Source organism: Achromobacter sp. 1011791174 (assembly GCF_059760925.1).
The window spans coordinates 24,167-40,986 of the sequence record NZ_JCBANH010000054.1; the positions used below are offsets into that span (position 1 = coordinate 24,167).

General features: G+C 68.0%; 18 protein-coding genes. 7 read left to right on the forward strand and 11 right to left on the reverse strand.

Annotated elements, in window-relative coordinates; translation table 11 throughout:
* Positions 1-36 precede the first annotated feature (36 nt).
* Genes AC6LJ5_RS18540 through AC6LJ5_RS18550 form a run of 3 tightly spaced genes read left to right on the forward strand, consistent with a single transcriptional unit; the run spans position 37 to position 3,473 of the window.
* Positions 37-882 (forward strand): branched-chain amino acid aminotransferase, encoded by an 846-nt coding sequence (locus AC6LJ5_RS18540; RefSeq protein ID WP_498141250.1) that lies wholly within the window; start codon positions 37-39, stop codon positions 880-882.
* Positions 883-924: 42 nt separating this feature from the next.
* Positions 925-3,078, forward strand: coding sequence for a phosphocholine-specific phospholipase C (locus AC6LJ5_RS18545; RefSeq protein WP_498141251.1), 2,154 nt, complete (start codon positions 925-927; stop codon positions 3,076-3,078).
* Positions 3,075-3,473 carry an ASCH domain-containing protein gene (locus AC6LJ5_RS18550; RefSeq protein WP_103273101.1) on the forward strand — a complete coding sequence of 133 codons (399 nt, stop codon included), beginning with the start codon at positions 3,075-3,077 and terminating at the stop codon, positions 3,471-3,473. The genes AC6LJ5_RS18545 and AC6LJ5_RS18550 overlap by 4 nt, the downstream gene beginning before the upstream one ends.
* A 43-nt stretch (positions 3,474-3,516) precedes the next feature.
* On the opposite strand, the gene AC6LJ5_RS18555 is transcribed toward AC6LJ5_RS18550, so the two are convergent.
* From AC6LJ5_RS18555 to AC6LJ5_RS18585, 7 genes are all read right to left on the reverse strand, one after another.
* Positions 3,517-4,284 (reverse strand): ABC transporter ATP-binding protein, encoded by a 768-nt coding sequence (locus AC6LJ5_RS18555; RefSeq protein ID WP_498141252.1) that lies wholly within the window; start codon positions 4,282-4,284, stop codon positions 3,517-3,519.
* Positions 4,281-6,119: a branched-chain amino acid ABC transporter ATP-binding protein/permease gene (locus AC6LJ5_RS18560; RefSeq protein WP_392410126.1), complete on the reverse strand. Its 1,839-nt coding sequence runs from the start codon at positions 6,117-6,119 to the stop codon at positions 4,281-4,283. The genes AC6LJ5_RS18555 and AC6LJ5_RS18560 overlap by 4 nt, the downstream gene beginning before the upstream one ends.
* Before the next feature lie 5 nt (positions 6,120-6,124).
* Positions 6,125-7,162, reverse strand: a complete 1,038-nt coding sequence (locus AC6LJ5_RS18565) for a branched-chain amino acid ABC transporter permease (protein ID WP_103273098.1) — start codon at positions 7,160-7,162, stop codon at positions 6,125-6,127.
* Positions 7,163-7,258: 96 nt separating this feature from the next.
* The gene (locus tag AC6LJ5_RS18570; protein WP_392409656.1) at positions 7,259-8,422 is read right to left on the reverse strand and encodes an ABC transporter substrate-binding protein; all 1,164 of its coding nucleotides are present in this window, start codon (positions 8,420-8,422) and stop codon (positions 7,259-7,261) included.
* Positions 8,423-8,673: 251 nt separating this feature from the next.
* Positions 8,674-9,231 carry a biotin transporter BioY gene (locus tag AC6LJ5_RS18575; RefSeq protein WP_103273096.1) on the reverse strand — a complete coding sequence of 186 codons (558 nt, stop codon included), beginning with the start codon at positions 9,229-9,231 and terminating at the stop codon, positions 8,674-8,676.
* A gap of 91 nt (positions 9,232-9,322) precedes the next feature.
* Entirely contained in the window at positions 9,323-9,919 is a 597-nt protein-coding gene (locus AC6LJ5_RS18580; RefSeq protein ID WP_392409657.1) for an energy-coupling factor transporter transmembrane component T family protein, read from the reverse strand.
* Positions 9,920-9,931: 12 nt separating this feature from the next.
* Complete coding sequence (locus tag AC6LJ5_RS18585) at positions 9,932-10,609, reverse strand: energy-coupling factor ABC transporter ATP-binding protein (protein ID WP_103273094.1); 678 nt, start codon at positions 10,607-10,609, stop codon at positions 9,932-9,934.
* A gap of 55 nt (positions 10,610-10,664) precedes the next feature.
* On the opposite strand from AC6LJ5_RS18585, the gene msrB reads away from it, so the two are divergent.
* The 4 genes from msrB to AC6LJ5_RS18605 all read left to right on the forward strand — a co-directional run bounded on the left by msrB (position 10,665) and on the right by AC6LJ5_RS18605 (position 12,790).
* Positions 10,665-11,063 carry a peptide-methionine (R)-S-oxide reductase MsrB gene (gene msrB / locus AC6LJ5_RS18590; RefSeq protein ID WP_103273093.1) on the forward strand — a complete coding sequence of 133 codons (399 nt, stop codon included), beginning with the start codon at positions 10,665-10,667 and terminating at the stop codon, positions 11,061-11,063.
* Positions 11,064-11,071: 8 nt separating this feature from the next.
* On the forward strand, positions 11,072-11,659 hold the full coding sequence (locus AC6LJ5_RS18595) for a septation protein A (protein ID WP_103273092.1): 588 nt from the start codon (positions 11,072-11,074) through the stop codon (positions 11,657-11,659).
* A gap of 67 nt (positions 11,660-11,726) precedes the next feature.
* Positions 11,727-11,996, forward strand: a complete 270-nt coding sequence (locus AC6LJ5_RS18600; RefSeq protein ID WP_103273091.1) for a BolA family protein — start codon at positions 11,727-11,729, stop codon at positions 11,994-11,996.
* Between the two features lie 17 nt (positions 11,997-12,013).
* Complete coding sequence (locus AC6LJ5_RS18605) at positions 12,014-12,790, forward strand: peptidylprolyl isomerase (RefSeq protein WP_103273090.1); 777 nt, start codon at positions 12,014-12,016, stop codon at positions 12,788-12,790.
* Between the two features lie 94 nt (positions 12,791-12,884).
* Here the strand turns inward: AC6LJ5_RS18605 and AC6LJ5_RS18610 are convergent, their stop codons facing one another.
* The 4 genes from AC6LJ5_RS18610 to AC6LJ5_RS18625 all read right to left on the reverse strand — a co-directional run.
* Positions 12,885-13,865 (reverse strand): alpha/beta fold hydrolase, encoded by a 981-nt coding sequence (locus tag AC6LJ5_RS18610; RefSeq protein ID WP_498141253.1) that lies wholly within the window; start codon positions 13,863-13,865, stop codon positions 12,885-12,887.
* A 3-nt stretch (positions 13,866-13,868) separates the two neighbouring features.
* Complete coding sequence (locus tag AC6LJ5_RS18615) at positions 13,869-14,711, reverse strand: TauD/TfdA dioxygenase family protein (protein WP_392409660.1); 843 nt, start codon at positions 14,709-14,711, stop codon at positions 13,869-13,871.
* A gap of 22 nt (positions 14,712-14,733) precedes the next feature.
* Entirely contained in the window at positions 14,734-15,882 is a 1,149-nt protein-coding gene (locus AC6LJ5_RS18620) for a M24 family metallopeptidase (protein ID WP_498141254.1), read from the reverse strand.
* Between the two features lie 20 nt (positions 15,883-15,902).
* The coding region (locus AC6LJ5_RS18625; RefSeq protein WP_498141255.1) for a Bug family tripartite tricarboxylate transporter substrate binding protein at positions 15,903-16,820 on the reverse strand (918 nt) is incomplete at its 5' end.

Consider the following 16,820-nt stretch of genomic DNA (forward strand, 5'->3'; position numbering starts at 1 on the left):
CAAGCGCCCCCTGATTCGCAACCAAGGAAGAGACACATGGATGCCGTTTACTGGCACGACGGTCAATGGACCACCGATAACCCCAAGCTGCTCGGCCCGGCCGACCATGCCTTCTGGATGGCCAGCATGGTGTTCGACGGCGCGCGCGCGTTCCGCGGCCTCACGCCCGACCTGGACCTGCACTGCCAGCGCGTGGTGCGCTCGGCCGAGAAGATGCTGATGAAGCCGCAGCTCGGCTGGGAAGCGATCCAGGACCTGTGCCTGCAGGCCGTCGCCAAGTTCCCCGAAGGCACCGAGCTGTACATCAAGCCGATGTTCTACTGCGCCGACGGCTTCCTGCTGCCCGACGCCGACCGCACCCAATTCGTGCTGCATGTGTTCAAGGTGCCGATGCCCGGCGAACAGGGCTTCTCGGCCTGCTTCTCCAGCTTCGCGCGCTCCTGGTCCAACATGGCGCCCACCGACGCCAAGGCGTCCTGCCTCTATCCGAACGGCCAGCGCGCCATCCGCGACGCGGCCAACCGTGGCTTCGACAACGCCATCATGCTGGATGGCGACGGCAACATCGCCGAGTTCGCCACCAGCAACCTGTGGATCGCCAAGAACGGCGTCGTCAGCACGCCCGTCGACAACGGCACCTTCCTGAACGGCATCACGCGCCGCCGCGTGCTGGCGCTGCTCAAGGCCGACGGCGTCGAAGTGCAGGAGCGCAGCCTGACGCGCGCCGACGTGGAATCGGCCGACGAGGTGTTCTCCTCGGGCAATTACGGCAAGGTGGTGCACGTCAACCGCGTCGAGGATCGCACGCAGGAATACGGCCCGCTGGCGCGCCGCGCCCACAGGCTCTACATGGACTACGCGGAAAGCACGCGCAAGCGCTGACACCCCATCCGCCGCGGGCGGCGGCGCCCGCTGGGAGGCTTCATGTCGAACAGACGCGACTTCCTGCGCACCGGCGCCGCGCTCGCGGGCGCCGCCGGCGCGCTCGGCCTGTTTCCCGCGGCCATCCGACGGGCGCTGGCGATCGAACCCGACCGGCGCAGCGGCACGCTGCGCGACGTCGAACACATCGTGGTCCTCATGCAGGAGAACCGCTCGTTCGACCATTATTTCGGCGGCCTGGCCGGCGTGCGCGGCTTCGGCGACCGCTTCCCCATTCCGGTTCCCGCCAGCCCCGAACACGAACGCCGCAGCGTCTGGTCGCAGTACAACGACAGCACTGACGGCGGCCCGCGCACCGTGCTGCCGTTCCGCCTGGACACGCGCGCGGCCTTCGAGGCCATGCGCATCGCCAGCACGCCGCACACCTGGTCCAACGCCCAGCAGGCCTGGGACGACGGCCGCATGGGCTTCTGGCCGGCGGCCAAGAAAAATCACTCGATGGCGTACTACGCCGAGGCGGACCTGCCCTTCCAGTACGCGCTGGCGCGCGCCTTCACCGTCTGCGACGCCTACCATTGCTCGTTCACCGGCGGCACCAACGTCAACCGGCTGTTCCTGTGGACAGGCACCAACGACGGCGCCGGACGCGGCCATGGCCCCGCCATGGGCAACACCTACAACAAGCTCACCGGCGGCGACCCTGCGGGCGCCTACACCTGGACCACCTATCCGGAACGGCTGGAACGCGCCGGCATCCGCTGGCGCATCTACCAGGACATGGCGGACAACTACGCGCTCAATCCCACCGCCGGCTTCAAGGCCTACCGCGACGCCTATCAGGGCCTGCCCGGCTCGCTGGCGGCGCTGCGCGAAAAGGCGCTGAGCACGCACGGCCTGGACCGGCTGCGCCAGGACGCGCTGGACGGCACGCTGCCGCAGGTATCGTGGATCTGCCCCACCAAGGCCGGCTCCGAGCATCCCAGCCCGTCCAGCCCGGCCCAGGGCGCCGACTATGTGGCGCGCGTGCTGGACGCGCTGACCGCCAATCCACAGGTCTGGAGCCGCACGGTGCTGCTGCTGATGTTCGACGAGAACGACGGCTTCTTCGACCACATGCCGCCGCCCGCCCCGCCCTCGCGCGATGCGCGCGGCGCGCTGGCCGGCGCCTCGACGGTGGACACGCGCGGCGAATACCACGAGATCATCGCGGGCGTGGAATCCGACGATACGCCCGCGCATCGGCACGGCGTCTATGGCCTGGGACCACGCGTGCCCATGTACGCGCTGTCGCCCTGGTCGCGCGGCGGCTGGGTCAACTCGCAGGTCTTCGACCACACCTCGGTGCTGCGCTTCATCGAGCAACGCTTCGGCGTGGCCGAACCCAACATCTCGCCCTGGCGCCGCGCCGTCTGCGGCGACCTGACCTCGCTGTTCGACTTCAGCGCGAGCGAGCCCGCCGTTCCCGGAACAACCCTGCCGGCACCCGCCGCGCGGGCCGCGCGCGCGGCCGCGCTGCCCGGCACCGCCACGCCCACCGCGCCGGACCAGCCGCCGCCCGCCCGCCAGCAGCCCGGCCTGCGGCCCTCGCGCGCCCTGCCCTATGCGCTGCACGCGCATGCGACAGCGCGCGACCACGCGCTGACGCTGCGCCTGGACAATCCCGGCGCGGCCGGCGCCGTGCTGCATGTCTACGACCGGCTGCATCTGGAGCGCGGACCACGGCGCTATACCGTCGAGGCCGGCAAGCGCCTGGACGGCATCTGGGACACGGCGACGGACGACGGCCGCTATGACCTGTGGGTGCTGGGCCCCAACGGTTTCCATCGCCACTTCGCCGGACGTCTCGCCGCCGGCGCGCAGGCCGCGCCAGACATCCAGGCCAGCTATGATGCGCCCGGCGCACTCCTGCGCCTGACGTTGACCAACCCGGGCAAACGCGCCGTCGAGTTCCATATCGCGGACGCCGCCTATGGGCAACGCGCGCAGACGCGGCGCGTGGCCGCGGGCGCCACGTCGCAATGCGATTGGGACGTCGGCCGCCTGGGCGGCTGGTACGACTGCGCCGTCACGCTGACGGACACGCCCGCCGCCACCTTCCTGCGCCGCCTGGCCGGACGCCTGGAAACCGGCAAACCCTCGACCTCGGACCCCGCCATGGGCCAGGAACTGATACTGGATTGGAATCTCCCCGCATGAAACCGCCCGCCCCTTACGAGAACGCCGTGACCTTCCAGTTCGGCGACAGCCCCGAACTGGCCGACGAGCTGCTGGCCCTGGTGCTGTCCGGCGCCAAGACCGCCACGTGCGGCGCGATGCGCGACTTCAACGACAAGGAACCGGCGCCGACGGTGGGCCGGCGCGACGTGGTGCTGGACGGCCAGGGCCGCCCAGCCTGCGTGATCGAGACGGTCAGTGTGGTGATCCAGCGCTTCGACCAGGTGGACGAAGCCTTCGCGGTGGCGGAGGGGGAAGGCCCGTATGAAGCGTGGCGCGACGGGCACATCGCCTACTTCGAGCGCAACGGCGGCTACCGCCCCGACATGCTGCTCGCCTGCGAGCGCTTCCGCGTGGTGGAGGTATTCGAGCGCTGAAGCGCCCGCCGCGACGGCCCGGCCGCCGCGGCTTCAGAGGCGATCAGCCTTCGGACTTGTCGCCGCCCTTGCCCAGGCCGAGATAGCTCTCGATGACCTTGGGATCGCCGGCCAGCTCGCGGGCCGGGCCGTGCAGCGTGACTTCGCCGGTTTCCAGCACGTAGCCGTAATCGGCCACCTGCAACGCGGCGCGCGCATTCTGCTCGACCAGCAGGATAGCCACGCCGGTCTCGCGCAGGCGCGCGATGATGTGGAAGATCTCGCGCACGATGCGCGGCGCCAGGCCCAGGCTGGGCTCGTCCAGCATCAGCAGCTGGGGCTTGGCCATCAGCGCGCGGCCCACCGCCAGCATCTGGCGCTCGCCCCCCGACAGCGTGCCGGCCTGCTGGGCGCGGCGCTCGCGCAGGCGCGGGAACAGGTCGAACACTTCGTTCAGCGTGTCGCGCCAGCCGCTCTCGCGCGCGCGGTAGCGGCGGAAACCGCCCAGCAGCAGATTGTCCTCGACCGACATGGTGCCGAACAGCTCGCGGCGCTCCGGCACCAGCGACATGCCCGCGGCCACGCGGCGCTCGACCTGCCAGCCCGACACATCGGTGCCCGAATAGTACACCGCGCCGGCGGCATGGCCGGTGTGCGGCAGCGAACCCATCACCGCGTTCAACATGGTGGACTTGCCGGCGCCGTTGGCGCCGATCACGGTGACGATGCTACCGGCCGGCACGGTCAGCGTGGCGCCGACCAGCGCGCCGACCTTGCCGTAGCGGGCCGACAGGTTGCTGACTTCCAGCACCGGTTTCTGTTGCGCGCTCATTGCACACCTCCGGCGGCAACGGGCTTGGCCTGGTCGGCCTCGGGCAGGTCGTCGTCGATGCCGCCCAGGTAGGCTTCCAGCACCGCCGGGTTCTGCTGCACCTCGGCCGGCACGCCTTCGGCCAGCTTGGTGCCGAAATCCATCACCACCAGGTGGTTGGTCAGGCGCATCACAAAATCCATATCGTGTTCAACCAGCAGAATGCTCATGCCTTCGGCGCGCAATTGTTCCAGCACGCGGGCCAGGTCTTGCTTTTCCTTGTAGCGCAGGCCGGCTGCGGGTTCGTCCAGCAACAGCAGCACCGGATCGGCGGCCAGCGCGCGCGCGATCTCCAGGATGCGCTGCTGGCCCAGGGCCAGGTTGCCCGCCTGCTCGTACAGGTACTCGCCCAGGCCCACGCGCTTGACCTGCTCGGCCGCCTCGTGCAGCAGCTGGGCTTCGCGGGCGCGGTCGCTGTGCAGCGCGCCAGCCAGCACGCCCACGTCAGAGCGCAGGTGCGCGCCCAGCGCCACGTTCTCCAGCACCGTCATGCCCGGCAACAGCTGCACGTGCTGGAAGGTGCGTCCCACGCCCAGCTTGGCGATCTCGCGCGCCGAGCGGTTGTCGATGCGCTCGCCCATGAAGCGGACCTGGCCGCGCGTGACCGGCAGCACGCCGCTGATCAGGTTGAAGGTGGTGCTCTTGCCGGCGCCGTTCGGGCCGATCAGGCCCATGATCTCGCCGGAGCTGACCTTGAAGCTGATGTCGTTGACCGCCACCAGGCCGCCGAATTCCTTGCGGATGGCATCCACTTCCAGCACGACCTGGCCGGGTTGCGGACGCTGGCGCGCCGGCAAGGCGGGCGCGGGCGCCGGCGGCGCCAGGTTGCGGCGCGAGCCGTCGGCGCCGGTAAGGCCATCCCACCAATTGGCCAGGATCGGCCACAGGCCGTTGCGCGCGTATTGCAGCATCAGGATCAGCAGCACGCCGAAGACGATCATCTCGAAGTTGGCGTTGGTGTCCAGCAGTTTGGGCAGCCAGTTCTGCAACTGGTCCTTCAGCACCAGGATGACGGTCGAGCCCAGCAGCGCGCCCCAGACGTAGCCGGCGCCGCCGACCACCGCCATGAACAGGTACTCGATGCCGTAGTTGATGCCGAACGGGCTGGGGCTGACGGCGCGCTGCATGTGCGCATACAGCCAGCCCGACACGCAGGCCAGCAGCGCGGCCCAGACGAAGATCACGACCTTGTACGCGGCCGTGTTCACGCCCATGGACTCGGCCATGCCCGCGCCGCTCTTGAGCGCGCGGATGGCGCGCCCGGGACGCGAGTTCAGCAGGTTGCGCGTGGCCAGCAGCGCCAGCAGCACGAAGGCCCAGATCAGGAAATAGATGTGACGGCCGCTGGCCAGCGAGATGCCGAAGATGCTGATGGGCTCGATGCCGGCGATGCCGTCGTGCTTGCCCAGCCAGTCGATGTTGCCGAACAGGAAGTACAGCGACAGCCCCCAGGCGATGGTGCCCAGCGGCAGGTAGTGGCCGGACAGGCGCAGCGTGATCGCGCCCACCAGGTAGGCGACCACGCCGGTCAGCACCAGGCCGGCCGGCAGGGCCAGCCACGGCGACACGTCGTACTGGGTGGTCAGGAAGGCCGTGGTGTAGGCGCCCAGGCCGACGAAGGCCGCCTGGCCGAACGAGGTCAGGCCGCCCACGCCGGTCAGCAGCACCAGGCCCAGCACCACCAGGCTGGCCAGCCCGATGTAGTTCAGCTGGGTCACCCAGAACTCGGGCGTGGCCGGCACCAGCGGCAGCGCCGCCAACGCGACGACGAAGACGATAAGCAAGATGCGGTTCATGACGTTTATTCCTCTTCGTCCACGTGATGGCTGCTGAACGAACGCCAGACCAGAACCGGGATAATCAGGGTGAAGACGATGACTTCCTTGTAGGCGCTGGCCCAGAACGACGAGAACGATTCCAGCACGCCCACCAGCAGCGAGCCGGCGGCCGCCACGGGATAGCTCGCCAGGCCGCCGATGATGGCGCCGACGAAGCCCTTCAGGCCGATCAGGAAGCCGGTGTCGTAATAGACCGTGGTGATCGGAGCGATCAGCATGCCCGACATCGCGCCGATGGCGGTGGCCAGCGTGAAGGTCAGGCTGCCCGACATGGTGGTGCTGATGCCCACCAGGCGCGCGCCGCGACGGTTGACGGCGGTGGCGCGCAGCGCGCGGCCGTACAGCGTCTTGCCGAAGAACAGCCACAGGCCGACGATCAGGATGGCGCAGGTCGCGACCACGAACAGGCTCTGGGCCGACCAGGTCATGAAGCCCAGGTCCACCTGGCCGCTCACGAACGCCGGCGTGCGCCAGCCTTCGGCGCCGAAGAACACCAGGGCCAGGCCGGTCAGCGCGAAGTGCACGGCCACCGACACGATCAGCAGCACCAGCACAGTGGCTTCGGCCAGCGGCTGATAGACGATGCGATAGACCATCGGGCCCATCGGAATGACCAGCGCCAGCGTCAGCAGCATGTTCAGCCACAGCGACGTGCCGGGCGCGACATAGCTCTGCGTCAGCCAAAGCAGCGCGAGCGGCAGGACGAGACAGGCGACAAAGGCCTTGGGCAGCCCGGCGGCGTTGCGGGTGCGCACGGCGCGCAGCACTTCCAGCGCCAGCGCGACCACGCCCAGCAGGGGCAGCAGATAGGCGGTGCCGGGCACCTTGCCGTCGACCAGCATGGCCAGCGTCAGCGCGCCGAACGCCACGAACTCGCCCTGGGGAATGAAGATGACGCGCGTGACGGCGAAAACCAGCACCAGAGCCATGCCCAGGAGGGCATAGATAGCGCCGTTGACCACACCGTCCTGCAGCAGAATCAGCGCAATTGAGGAATCCATCGAACAACTACCTTGTGATTGCTTGGGTGTTCCGGCCGGCGCGTCCCATGGCGCGGGCGCCGCTTGCGGGCGCCCTGTGAACAGGCGAGCCGCGCCTTACAGGCCCGGCTGGTACACCCACTTGCCGCCTTCGACCTTGACGATGACGCGCGAGCGTTCATCGAAGCCCGCGTGGTCGGTGGGCGACATGTTGAACACGCCCTGGGAAGCGGGCAGGTCCTTGATGCTTTCCAGCGCGTCGCGCATGGCCACGCGGAACTCCGGCGTGCCGGGCTTGGCGCCGGTCTTCAACGCGGCGGGCAAGGCGGCCACGACCAGCTGGCCGGCGTCCCACATATGGCCGCCGAAGGTGTTGGTCGAACCGGCGCCGTGGGCCTTCTCGTAGGTCTCGACGTAGGCCAGGGCCGACTTCTTGACCGGGTTGCTGTCAGGCAGCTGAGCGGCGACCAGCAGCGGGCCGGCCGGCAGGAACATGCCGTCGCAATCCTTGCCGCAGACGCGCAGCACATCGTTGTTGGCGGCGCCGTGGGTCTGATAGATCACACCGCCATAGTTACGCGCGCGCAGTTCCTTTTGCGGCAGGGCCGAGGGCGTGCCGGCGCCGGCGATCAGGATGGCGTCGGGCTTGGCGCCGACCAGCTTCAGGACCTGGCCGGTCACGCTGGTGTCGGTGCGGCTGTATTTTTCGATCGAGACGATCTCGATGCCCTTGGCCTTGGCGGCCTTCTGCATCACGTCCAGCCAGCCGTCGCCGTAGGCGTCGGCGAAGCCGATGAAGCCCAGCGTCTTGACCTTGGACTTGGACATGGCGTCGGCCAGCGCGCCGGCCATCAGGGCGTCGTTCTGCGGAGTCTTGAAGACCCAGCGGCGCTTGTCGTCGACCGGCTCGACGATCTTGGCGCTGGCGGCCACGCTGATCATCGGCACCTTGGCTTCGGCGGCCACGTCGACCATGGCCAGCGAGCCCGGCGTCACCGACGTGCCGATCAGCACGTCTACCTTGTCGTCGGAGGCGAGCTTGCGCGAGTTCTTGACGGCTTGCGTCGTGTCGGTGGCGTCGTCCAGGACGATCCATTCGATCTTCTGGCCGGCCACTTCCTTCGGCAGCAGGGCGACCGTGTTGCGCTCGGGGATGCCCAGCGAGGCGGCGGGGCCGGTGCTGGACACCGTCACGCCGACCTTGACCTGGGCGCTGGCCAGCAGCGGAAGGGTCAGGGCAACGGCGGCGGCGGCCGCGGTCAAGCCGAAATGCTTGCGCATGTTTTGTCTCCTGTGGCGGCTCTTCTTTTGGTGCCTCGTTTGAGGCGAAGCGAGCCTAGTTAAAGTTATACAGAAAAAAATATTATAGGGTTAAATCAGTATCACATGATGCGGCGCAACTACGGTAAATCCCTGATGTGCTACGGAAACCGAAACTCAGCGAACGCATTCGTCAATGGCGAACTTGTACTGGAAAGCCCCCCATGCGTCAGTTGGGGGATTCCCTGTCCTCATGCGTCCGCCCGCGAGCCTCAACGGCCCGGCATGGGCCAGACGCGCGCCACGCGCGACGCCACCCAGGCGGCCACGGCTGCCTTGATCAGATCGCCGGGCACGAACACGGCCACGGCCAGCGCCGCCTTGCCCAGGTCCATCTTGGCGACAGAGGCCAGCCAGGGCACGCCGCAGGCATACACCACCGCGATGCCACCGACCACGCAGGCGACCGCATAGCCCGCCACGCCGGCCCAGGTGCCAGGCGCCCGGCCCGCCAGCCGGCGCGCCAGCCAGCCCGTGACAAAGGCGCCGATCGGCATGCCGATCAGGAATCCGCCGGTCGGCCCCAGGAAGGCCCCCATCCCGCCGCGTCCACCCGGCAGCACCGGCAGGCCGATGGCCGCCAGCGCCAGATACAGCAGGCAGGCCAGCGCCCCGCGCACCGGCCCCAGCATGGCGCCGGCCAGCATGGCGCCCAGCGTCTGCAGCGTGACCGGCACCGGAATGGCCGGCAGCGGAATCGGCGGCACCAGGCTCAGCACCACGATGAGCGCCGCGAACAGCGCCACCAGCACGGTATTGTTGGATTTCATGGCATTCCCCTCCCTAGGGACGATTTTCCCGGATGATTCTTCCCGGATGATTCTTCCCGGATGATGAAAGCGCGGTCAAGAGGCGTCGCGTTCAGGGACTGCGCGCGTCGATGGCTTCGGAGACTTCCTGCGCCCGCTTCAGCGTCAGGACGATCAGCGGCACGATCAGCGCCAGGGGATTGGCGCCGAGCCCGCGCGCGGCCTGCGCCTCGCGGATCTCATGGAAATTGCGCCAGATCTCGGGAACGAAGCGCAGCGCCAGCGCCAGGGCCAGCGCCACCTTGCCGGCATCGAGCAGGCCCAGGCGCTGCAAGGGCAGCAGCGCCCATTCACATACCGCGATCAGATCGGCGGTGCGCGTGGTCAGCGTCACGGCCAGCGCCAGCCCCACCATCGCGCCGACCCGCAGCAGCACCGCCAGCGCCTCGACCCAACCTTGGAAAAAGCCGGTGAACAATCCCAGCGCCAGCAGAACCCACGCCAGGCCGCGCAATTGGCGCCAGAGCAGCGCGGCCCCGGCGCCGCTGGACCAGACCAACCCGGCGGCCACGGCCAACGCCAGGCCCAGCCAGCGCGGATCGCGCAGCGCGAACAGCCCCGCCCCCGCCGCGCACAGCGCCAGCAGCTTCAGTCCGGCAGGCAGCCGGTGCAGTCGGGAATTGCCTGCGATATAGAGCGGTTCGAGCATGGGCGGCCGCCCTCAGGCGAAATGATCACGGTACCAGCGCAGGGCGGCGGCCGGCTGGTCGTCGGCGGCGACGCGTCCATCGGCGATCACCAGCACCCGGTCGAAATCCTCCAGCAGCGCCAGGTCGTGGCTGACCACGACGGCGTCGTGGGCCAGCCCGGCGATCGCATCGCGGACGCGGTTGCGATTGCGCAGGTCCAGTTGGGTGGTCGGTTCGTCGAACACCACCAGCGCCGGATCCATCACCAGCACCGCGGCCAGGGCGACCAACTGGCGCTCGCCCCCGGACAGGCTGTGGCTGGCCCGGTCCGCCAGGTGAGCCACGCCCAGGCGTTGCAACTGATCCTCGATGCGGGCCTCGCGGCGGGCGCGGTCGGGTTCCAGCTGTTTCAGGCCGAAAGCCAGGTCTTCGCGCACGATGGGAAAGACGATCTGGTTTTCGGGATTCTGAAACACGAAGCCGACCCGTCGCCGCACGGCTTTCAGGTCCTGGCGCGTATCCAGCCCATCCACGCTGACCCGGCCCGAGGTCGGCAAGGCCAGGCCGTTGAGCAGGCGCGCCAGCGTGCTCTTGCCGGCGCCGTTCGGGCCGACGATGCCGACGCGGCGCTGTGCCAGCGTCAGGCTGAGCCCGCGCAGCACCTCGGCTTGCGGCGTGGAAACGACCACCTGGTCAAACTGGATTAACATGGGGCGGGATTATGCCCGAACCATTCCGGGCCTCGGGACTCCAAGAGCGCTATATATGGACAAAGTACGCAAATCCGACGCTGAATGGCGGGCCCAGCTGTCACCGGAAGAATACGTCGTCGCCCGCCAAAAAGGTACGGAACGCGCCTTCACCGGCCGCTACTGGAACACGTTCACCCACGGCATCTACCGCTGCGTGGGCTGTGGCACGCCGCTGTTCGCTTCCGACACCAAATTCGACGCCGGCTGTGGCTGGCCCAGCTACTTCGAGCCGATCGACCCGGCGCGGGTGCGTGAAGAGCGCGACATCAGCCACGGCATGGTGCGCACCGAGGTGCTGTGCAATATCTGCGACGCTCACCTGGGCCACGTCTTCCCCGACGGCCCCGAGCCCACCGGGCTGCGCTATTGCATCAATTCGCTGTCGATGACGTTTGAACCGCTGGAAGACTGAAGCCCCGCATGAAGAAGTTCCTGTTCGACCTGTTCCCGCTGATCCTGTTCTTTGTCGCCTACCGGTATGCGGACATCTTCATCGCCACCGGCGTCGCCATGGCGGCCGCCGTGCTGCAGATCGTCTGGCTCAAGCTCACCGGCAAGGCCATCGAGGCCATGCACTGGATCAACCTGACCGTGATCCTGGTGTTCGGCGGCGCCACCATCTGGCTGCACAGCGATGTCTTCATCAAGTGGAAGCCGACCGTGCTGTACTGGCTGTTCGGCGGCGCGCTGGTGCTGGCGCGGCTGTTCTTCCGCCGCAACCTGATCCGCGGCCTGATGGAAAAGCAGATCCAGCTGCCCGACCCGGCCTGGGAAAAGCTCAACCTGGTCTGGGCGGGTTTCTTCCTGGTGGCCGGCGCGCTCAACCTGTACGTGGCCTTCTCCGGCCAGTTCACCGAGTCGCAATGGGTCAGCTTCAAGGCCTTCGGCCTGATGGGCCTGATGATCGTGTTCGTGATCGGCCAATCGCTCTGGCTGGGCAAACATATCCAGCCCGGCGAAGAGACGTCGTCCGATTCCGGCGCGTCCGGCGGCAAGCCGCAACCCTGACCCCTCATTTTTTCCGCCATCGACGTCCCGCGCGGGTGGTCGACGGCGGAACCTCTACCCTACCAACATGTCAGAAACCACCGACCGCATCGCCCTGATCCGGGAGCGCCTGGCCGCGCTGGAACCGGTCAGTCTTGAAATTCAAGACGAGTCCTATTTGCACGCAGGCCATGAAGGAAGTAAAAACGGCGCCGGCCACTACCGCGTGCTGATTGTGGCGCCCTGCTTCGCCGGGCAGTCCGCCGTCGCCCGCCATAGGCTGGTGTATCATCATTTGCAAGATTTGATCCCCTATCCGATCCATGCGCTTGCGCTAGACGCACAGGCTCCCAAATAGAAGGTAAAAGGACTTTCATGAAACGCATCGTCATGCTGGCCGCCGCTTGCGCCATCGCCCTGCCGGCTTTTGCCCAGAACGTGGCAACCGTCAACGGCAAGGCCATTCCGCAGAAGAGCCTGGATCAATTCGTCAAGCTTCTGGTCACCCAGGGCGCCACGGATTCCCCGCAGCTGCGCGAGCAGGTCAAGCAGGAAATGATCAACCGCCAGATCTTCGTGCAGGCCGCCGAATCCAACGGCATCGCCAAGCAGGCCGACGTGCAGACCGAGATCGAACTGGCTCGCCAGGGCATCCTGGTGCGCGCGCTGATGGCCGACTATCTGGCCAAGCACCCGGTGTCGGACGCCAAGGTCACGGCCGAGTACGAAAAGATCAAGAAGGAACAAGCGGGCAAGATGGAGTACAAGGTCCGCCACATCCTGGTTGAAGACGAAAAGACCGCCAACGACCTGCTGACCCAACTGAAGGGCAACAAGGGCAAGTTCGACGATCTGGCCAAGAAGAACTCCAAGGATCCCGGCAGCGCCGAAAAGGGTGGCGACCTGGGTTGGGCTCCCCCGACCAACTACGTGCAGCCTTTCGCTCAGGCCGTCACGCAGCTGAAGAAGGGCCAACTGGTCGACAAGCCCGTCCAGACGCAGTTCGGCTGGCACATCATCCAGGTCGACGACACCCGCCCGGTGCAGTTCCCGCCGCTGGATCAGGTGCGCCCGCAGATCGAGGAAATGCTGCGCCAGCAAACCCTGGCCGACTACCAGAAGGACCTGCGCGAAAAGGCCAAGATCCAGTAAGGATCGGCTGATCGCCCAGGAAGAACTGCCCGCGCATGCGGGCAGTTTTTTTTCGTCCGCGGCCTGGCGCCGACAGCGGCCAGCTCCGCCGCATTCAGGCCAGCGCCCGGCGCAGGCAGGCATCCCACAGCGGCCCTTCCAGCGCGGGCGAGGCATGGCCATAGCGTCCGGCCACCGTCATGGGATGCACGCAGGGCGGCAAGGCGGTTTCATCGCCGGGCGGAAACAGCAGGTCCGACGCGCAGCGCAGCCAGTACAACGGCGCGCGCAAGGACGCGAGCGCGTGGCGGACGTCATGGCGGCAGGCTGCCGCCCGCAAGGCGGCCATCGACCAGGGCGAAAAGCGCGCCGCCCAGGCGCGCGCCTCGGCGTCCAGCGCCTGCCCGGGCTCGGGCGCGCCGGCATCGGCCAACCACAGGCCCCGGCCATAGCGCATCAAGGCGTCCCGCCGCGCCGCGACCCACTGCTCTTGCGCCAAGGCATCGCCGGCCCGCCGCGCGGCGGCCAGGCGCCGCAACGCGATCACGTCGCTCCAACTGCCGCCGCCGCGCGGCCCGGACGCCAGCGCCAGCGCCCGCCCGAGCGGCACGGGCGGATCGAGCGCCCACTGGAACGCCTGATAGCCGCCGTAGGAATAGCCCACCACCGCATCCAGCCGCGCAACGCCCAGCGCGCGCAACCACAGCCCCTGCAGGCGCACGCTGTCGGTGATGGTGAAGTCGGGAAACGAGGCGGGCAATTCCGCATCCGGCGCGCTGCTGCCAAAACACGAGCCCAACGCATTGGGCGCCAGCACGCAGGTATGGCGCGTATCCAGCGCGGCGCCGGGCCCCAGCCACCCGGATGCCCATCCCGCATCAGGATGGACTTCCCCGCTGACAGGCGCGAGCGCCTGCTGGCTGCCGGAGATGCCGTGCAGCAGCAGCACGACGGCGCGGGCCTGCGCCGGCTCGGGCCCGTAGCGGCGCCAGGCCACGCGCGCCGGCGCGATGCGACCGCCGCCGTCCAGCGCCATGCTCTCGATCCTGGTCTCGCCGATGGCCTGGCAGGGATCGGCGCGGGCGGGACGCGTCATGGCCTATACCGGACGCTCGCCCATGACCGTGGTCCGATAGATCGTCCGCCGCAGGCTGGCCGGCAGCTCCCGCGTGGTCGCCTTGTGCATCACGCAGCGGTTGTCCCACATCACGACATCGCCCGGCGACCACTGCAGCGCGTACTGAGATTCCGGCTGGGTGCAATGCGCGAACAGGCGTTCCAGCAGCTCCCGGCTGTCCTCTGCGCCCCACCCCGCCACCTCGGCGGTCATGCCGGGATGCACGTACAGCGCTTTCCTCCCCGTCTCCGGGTGGGTGCGCGCGATGGGATGTTCCACGTCCGGTGTCTCCGCCAATTGCGTCGCATCCATCACCACGCGGGTGCCCTCGTCGGCGCGGCTGCTGCGCGGGCGATACCGATGCACGGCCTTCAATCCGTCCAGCTGCGCCTTGATCGCATCGTCCAGCGTGTCGTAGGCGCGGTACATGTTGATGAACAGCGTATTGCCGCCTTCGGGCGGAATGGTCTGCGCGTTCAGGATGGTGGCCTTGGCGGGACATTCGCGAAAGGCGAAATCCGAATGCCAGTAGGAACCGCCGTCGGCAATGCCCGCGGGCACGCCGTTCTTGACTTCGTTCGACAGCACGAAGATCTCGGGGTACTCGGGATGGTTGTACTGGGCCAGCACGTGGATATCCAGTTCGCCGAAGCGGCGGCTGAAGCGCAGCTGCCCTTCCGGCGACAGCTGCTGATCCTTGAAGACCAGCAGCTGATGCTTCAGGAACAGTTCGTTCACGGCGACAAAGGCCGCGTCGTCCAGCGTTTCGAGATCCACGCCGCGCACTTCCGCGCCGATGAGCGGACTGAGAGCTTGGGCTTTCATGTTCGGGCTCCGAAGAATGGGTTCAAGGCAGGCGATGGACGCGGGCCTCGGTGCGCAGCAGCGGCTCGGCGCCGTGCTCACCGATCAGGACGGGGTATTCGAGCCGCATGCCGCCCAGGCCGGGCCGGTACAGGTGCGTGCCCAATGCCACCACCATGCCCGGCGTGACCTCGTCGTGGCTGCGCAGGTTGATGAAGGGACGGGTACGGGCGCAGGTGCCCAGGCCGTGGCCGAACAGGGGCAGGCCGAACTCGGCGAGCCCATGCTTTTCAAACACGGCGATGCCGCGCCGCGCGCAGTCGGCGATGGCGCGCCCCGGCGTCAGCGCGGCGAGCATGGTCTGCACGGTTTCCTCCCAGCAATCAATCAAGGCAGCCTGCGCCCCGGTCGGCCGCCCCAGGAAGATCGGCAGCGCCGTATCGGCCATGTACAGATCCAGCAGCGGATGCAGGTCCAGGATGACGAATTCGTCGCGCCCGATGGGTCGGTCGGTTGCCTGCTGCGTGACGCCGCGCAGGAAGCCGGTGCGTTCGCCCGCCCCCACCTCGGTGCCGCCCGTCACCGCCCAGGACCAGGTGCTGCCGCGCCGCCGGATGGCGCGTTCGATCTCGCCGGCGATTTCATTTTCGGTGGCGCCGGCCCGCACGGCATTCATGCCCTGCTCGAAACCATAGTCGGACACTTCGGCGGCATGGCGCAGGCGCTCGATCTCGGCGGCATCCTTGATCAACATGAGATCGTCGATCACATCCACCCCGTTCTCGAACCGGGCCTTGGGCAATTGCCCGGACAGGGAGAAGAACTCGGCAGCGGTCAGCATGCCCGGCGCGATCTGCGCGGCGCCCGGATGCGCCAGGTCCAGGGCGACCTTGCCCTGCGCCAGGCCGTGGTGCTCCAGCCGCTGGCGGATCAGCTGCGGAAAATCGGCGAACTCGAATTCATGCACGTCCATGTCGTGGCCTTCGGCGCGCACGCGCGCGGCGTCCATGGCCCAATAGATGAACTCGCAGTGGCCCGAAGCCGTGACCAGCACGGCGCCGCGCCAGGGCATGAACGCCCCGCTCAGATAGTGCAAGGCGCCCTGGCGGGTGCCGAGATAGGCGTCGAAACCGAGTTCGCGCGCGTGCTGGGCGACCCGTTTGCGGCGGGCCTGGAAATCGATGGGCAACATAGGGATTCCTTGGCGGAAGTTCAGGAAACGGAGGCGCCGGACGCCTTGACCACGGGCGCCCATTTCTCGGTTTCCTCTGTCGTGAACCGGGCGAATTCATCGGGTGTGCTGGCGACCGGATCGGCGGCCTGCGAGGTGAGCTGCGCCTTGACCTTGGGGTCGGCCAGGGCCTTGGCGATCTCCTGCTGAAGACGATCCACCACCGGGCGCGGCGTGCCCGCCGGCGCGAACACGCCGATCCAGGACGTCATCGCATAGCCGGGCAGCGTTTCCGATACCGAAGGCACGTCCGGCTCGGCCGGCGAGCGCTTGGGCCCAGTGACGGCGATGGCGCGCAGCTTGCCCGCCTTGATCAAGGGCTGGGCGATGACCAGGCTGTCGAACGCCAGATCGGCCTGTCCGCCCATCACATCCGTCAACGCCGGCAGGCTGCCCTTGTAGGGGATGTGTTGCATCTTGATGCCCGCCATCTCGTTGAAGAGTTCGCCCGACATGTGCATCGACGTTCCGCTGCCGCCCGAGGCCCGGTTGAGTTCACCCGGATGGGACTTGGCATAGGCGATCAGGTCGGCCACCGAGTTGATCGGCAGCTTGGGGTTGACCACCACCACCAGCGGGTAGGACACGACCTGGGTCACCGCCACCAGATCCTTCAGCGGCTGGTACGGCATCGACTTGTACAGCGTCTGGTTGATGGCGTTGGTGCCGATCGTGCCCATCAGGATGGTGTAGCCATCGGGCGCGGCCTTGGCCACGGCGTCCGCGCCGATGTTGCCGCCGGCGCCGGGCTTGGCCTCGACAATGACAGGCACGCCCATGCTCTGGGTCATGCGCTCGGCCAGCAGGCGGGTGACGATTTCCGTGGGGCCGCCCGCGGCCGCGGGCACGATGAAGCGGATGGGCTTGTTGGGATACGCGTCGCCGGCGGCCGCGGCGAC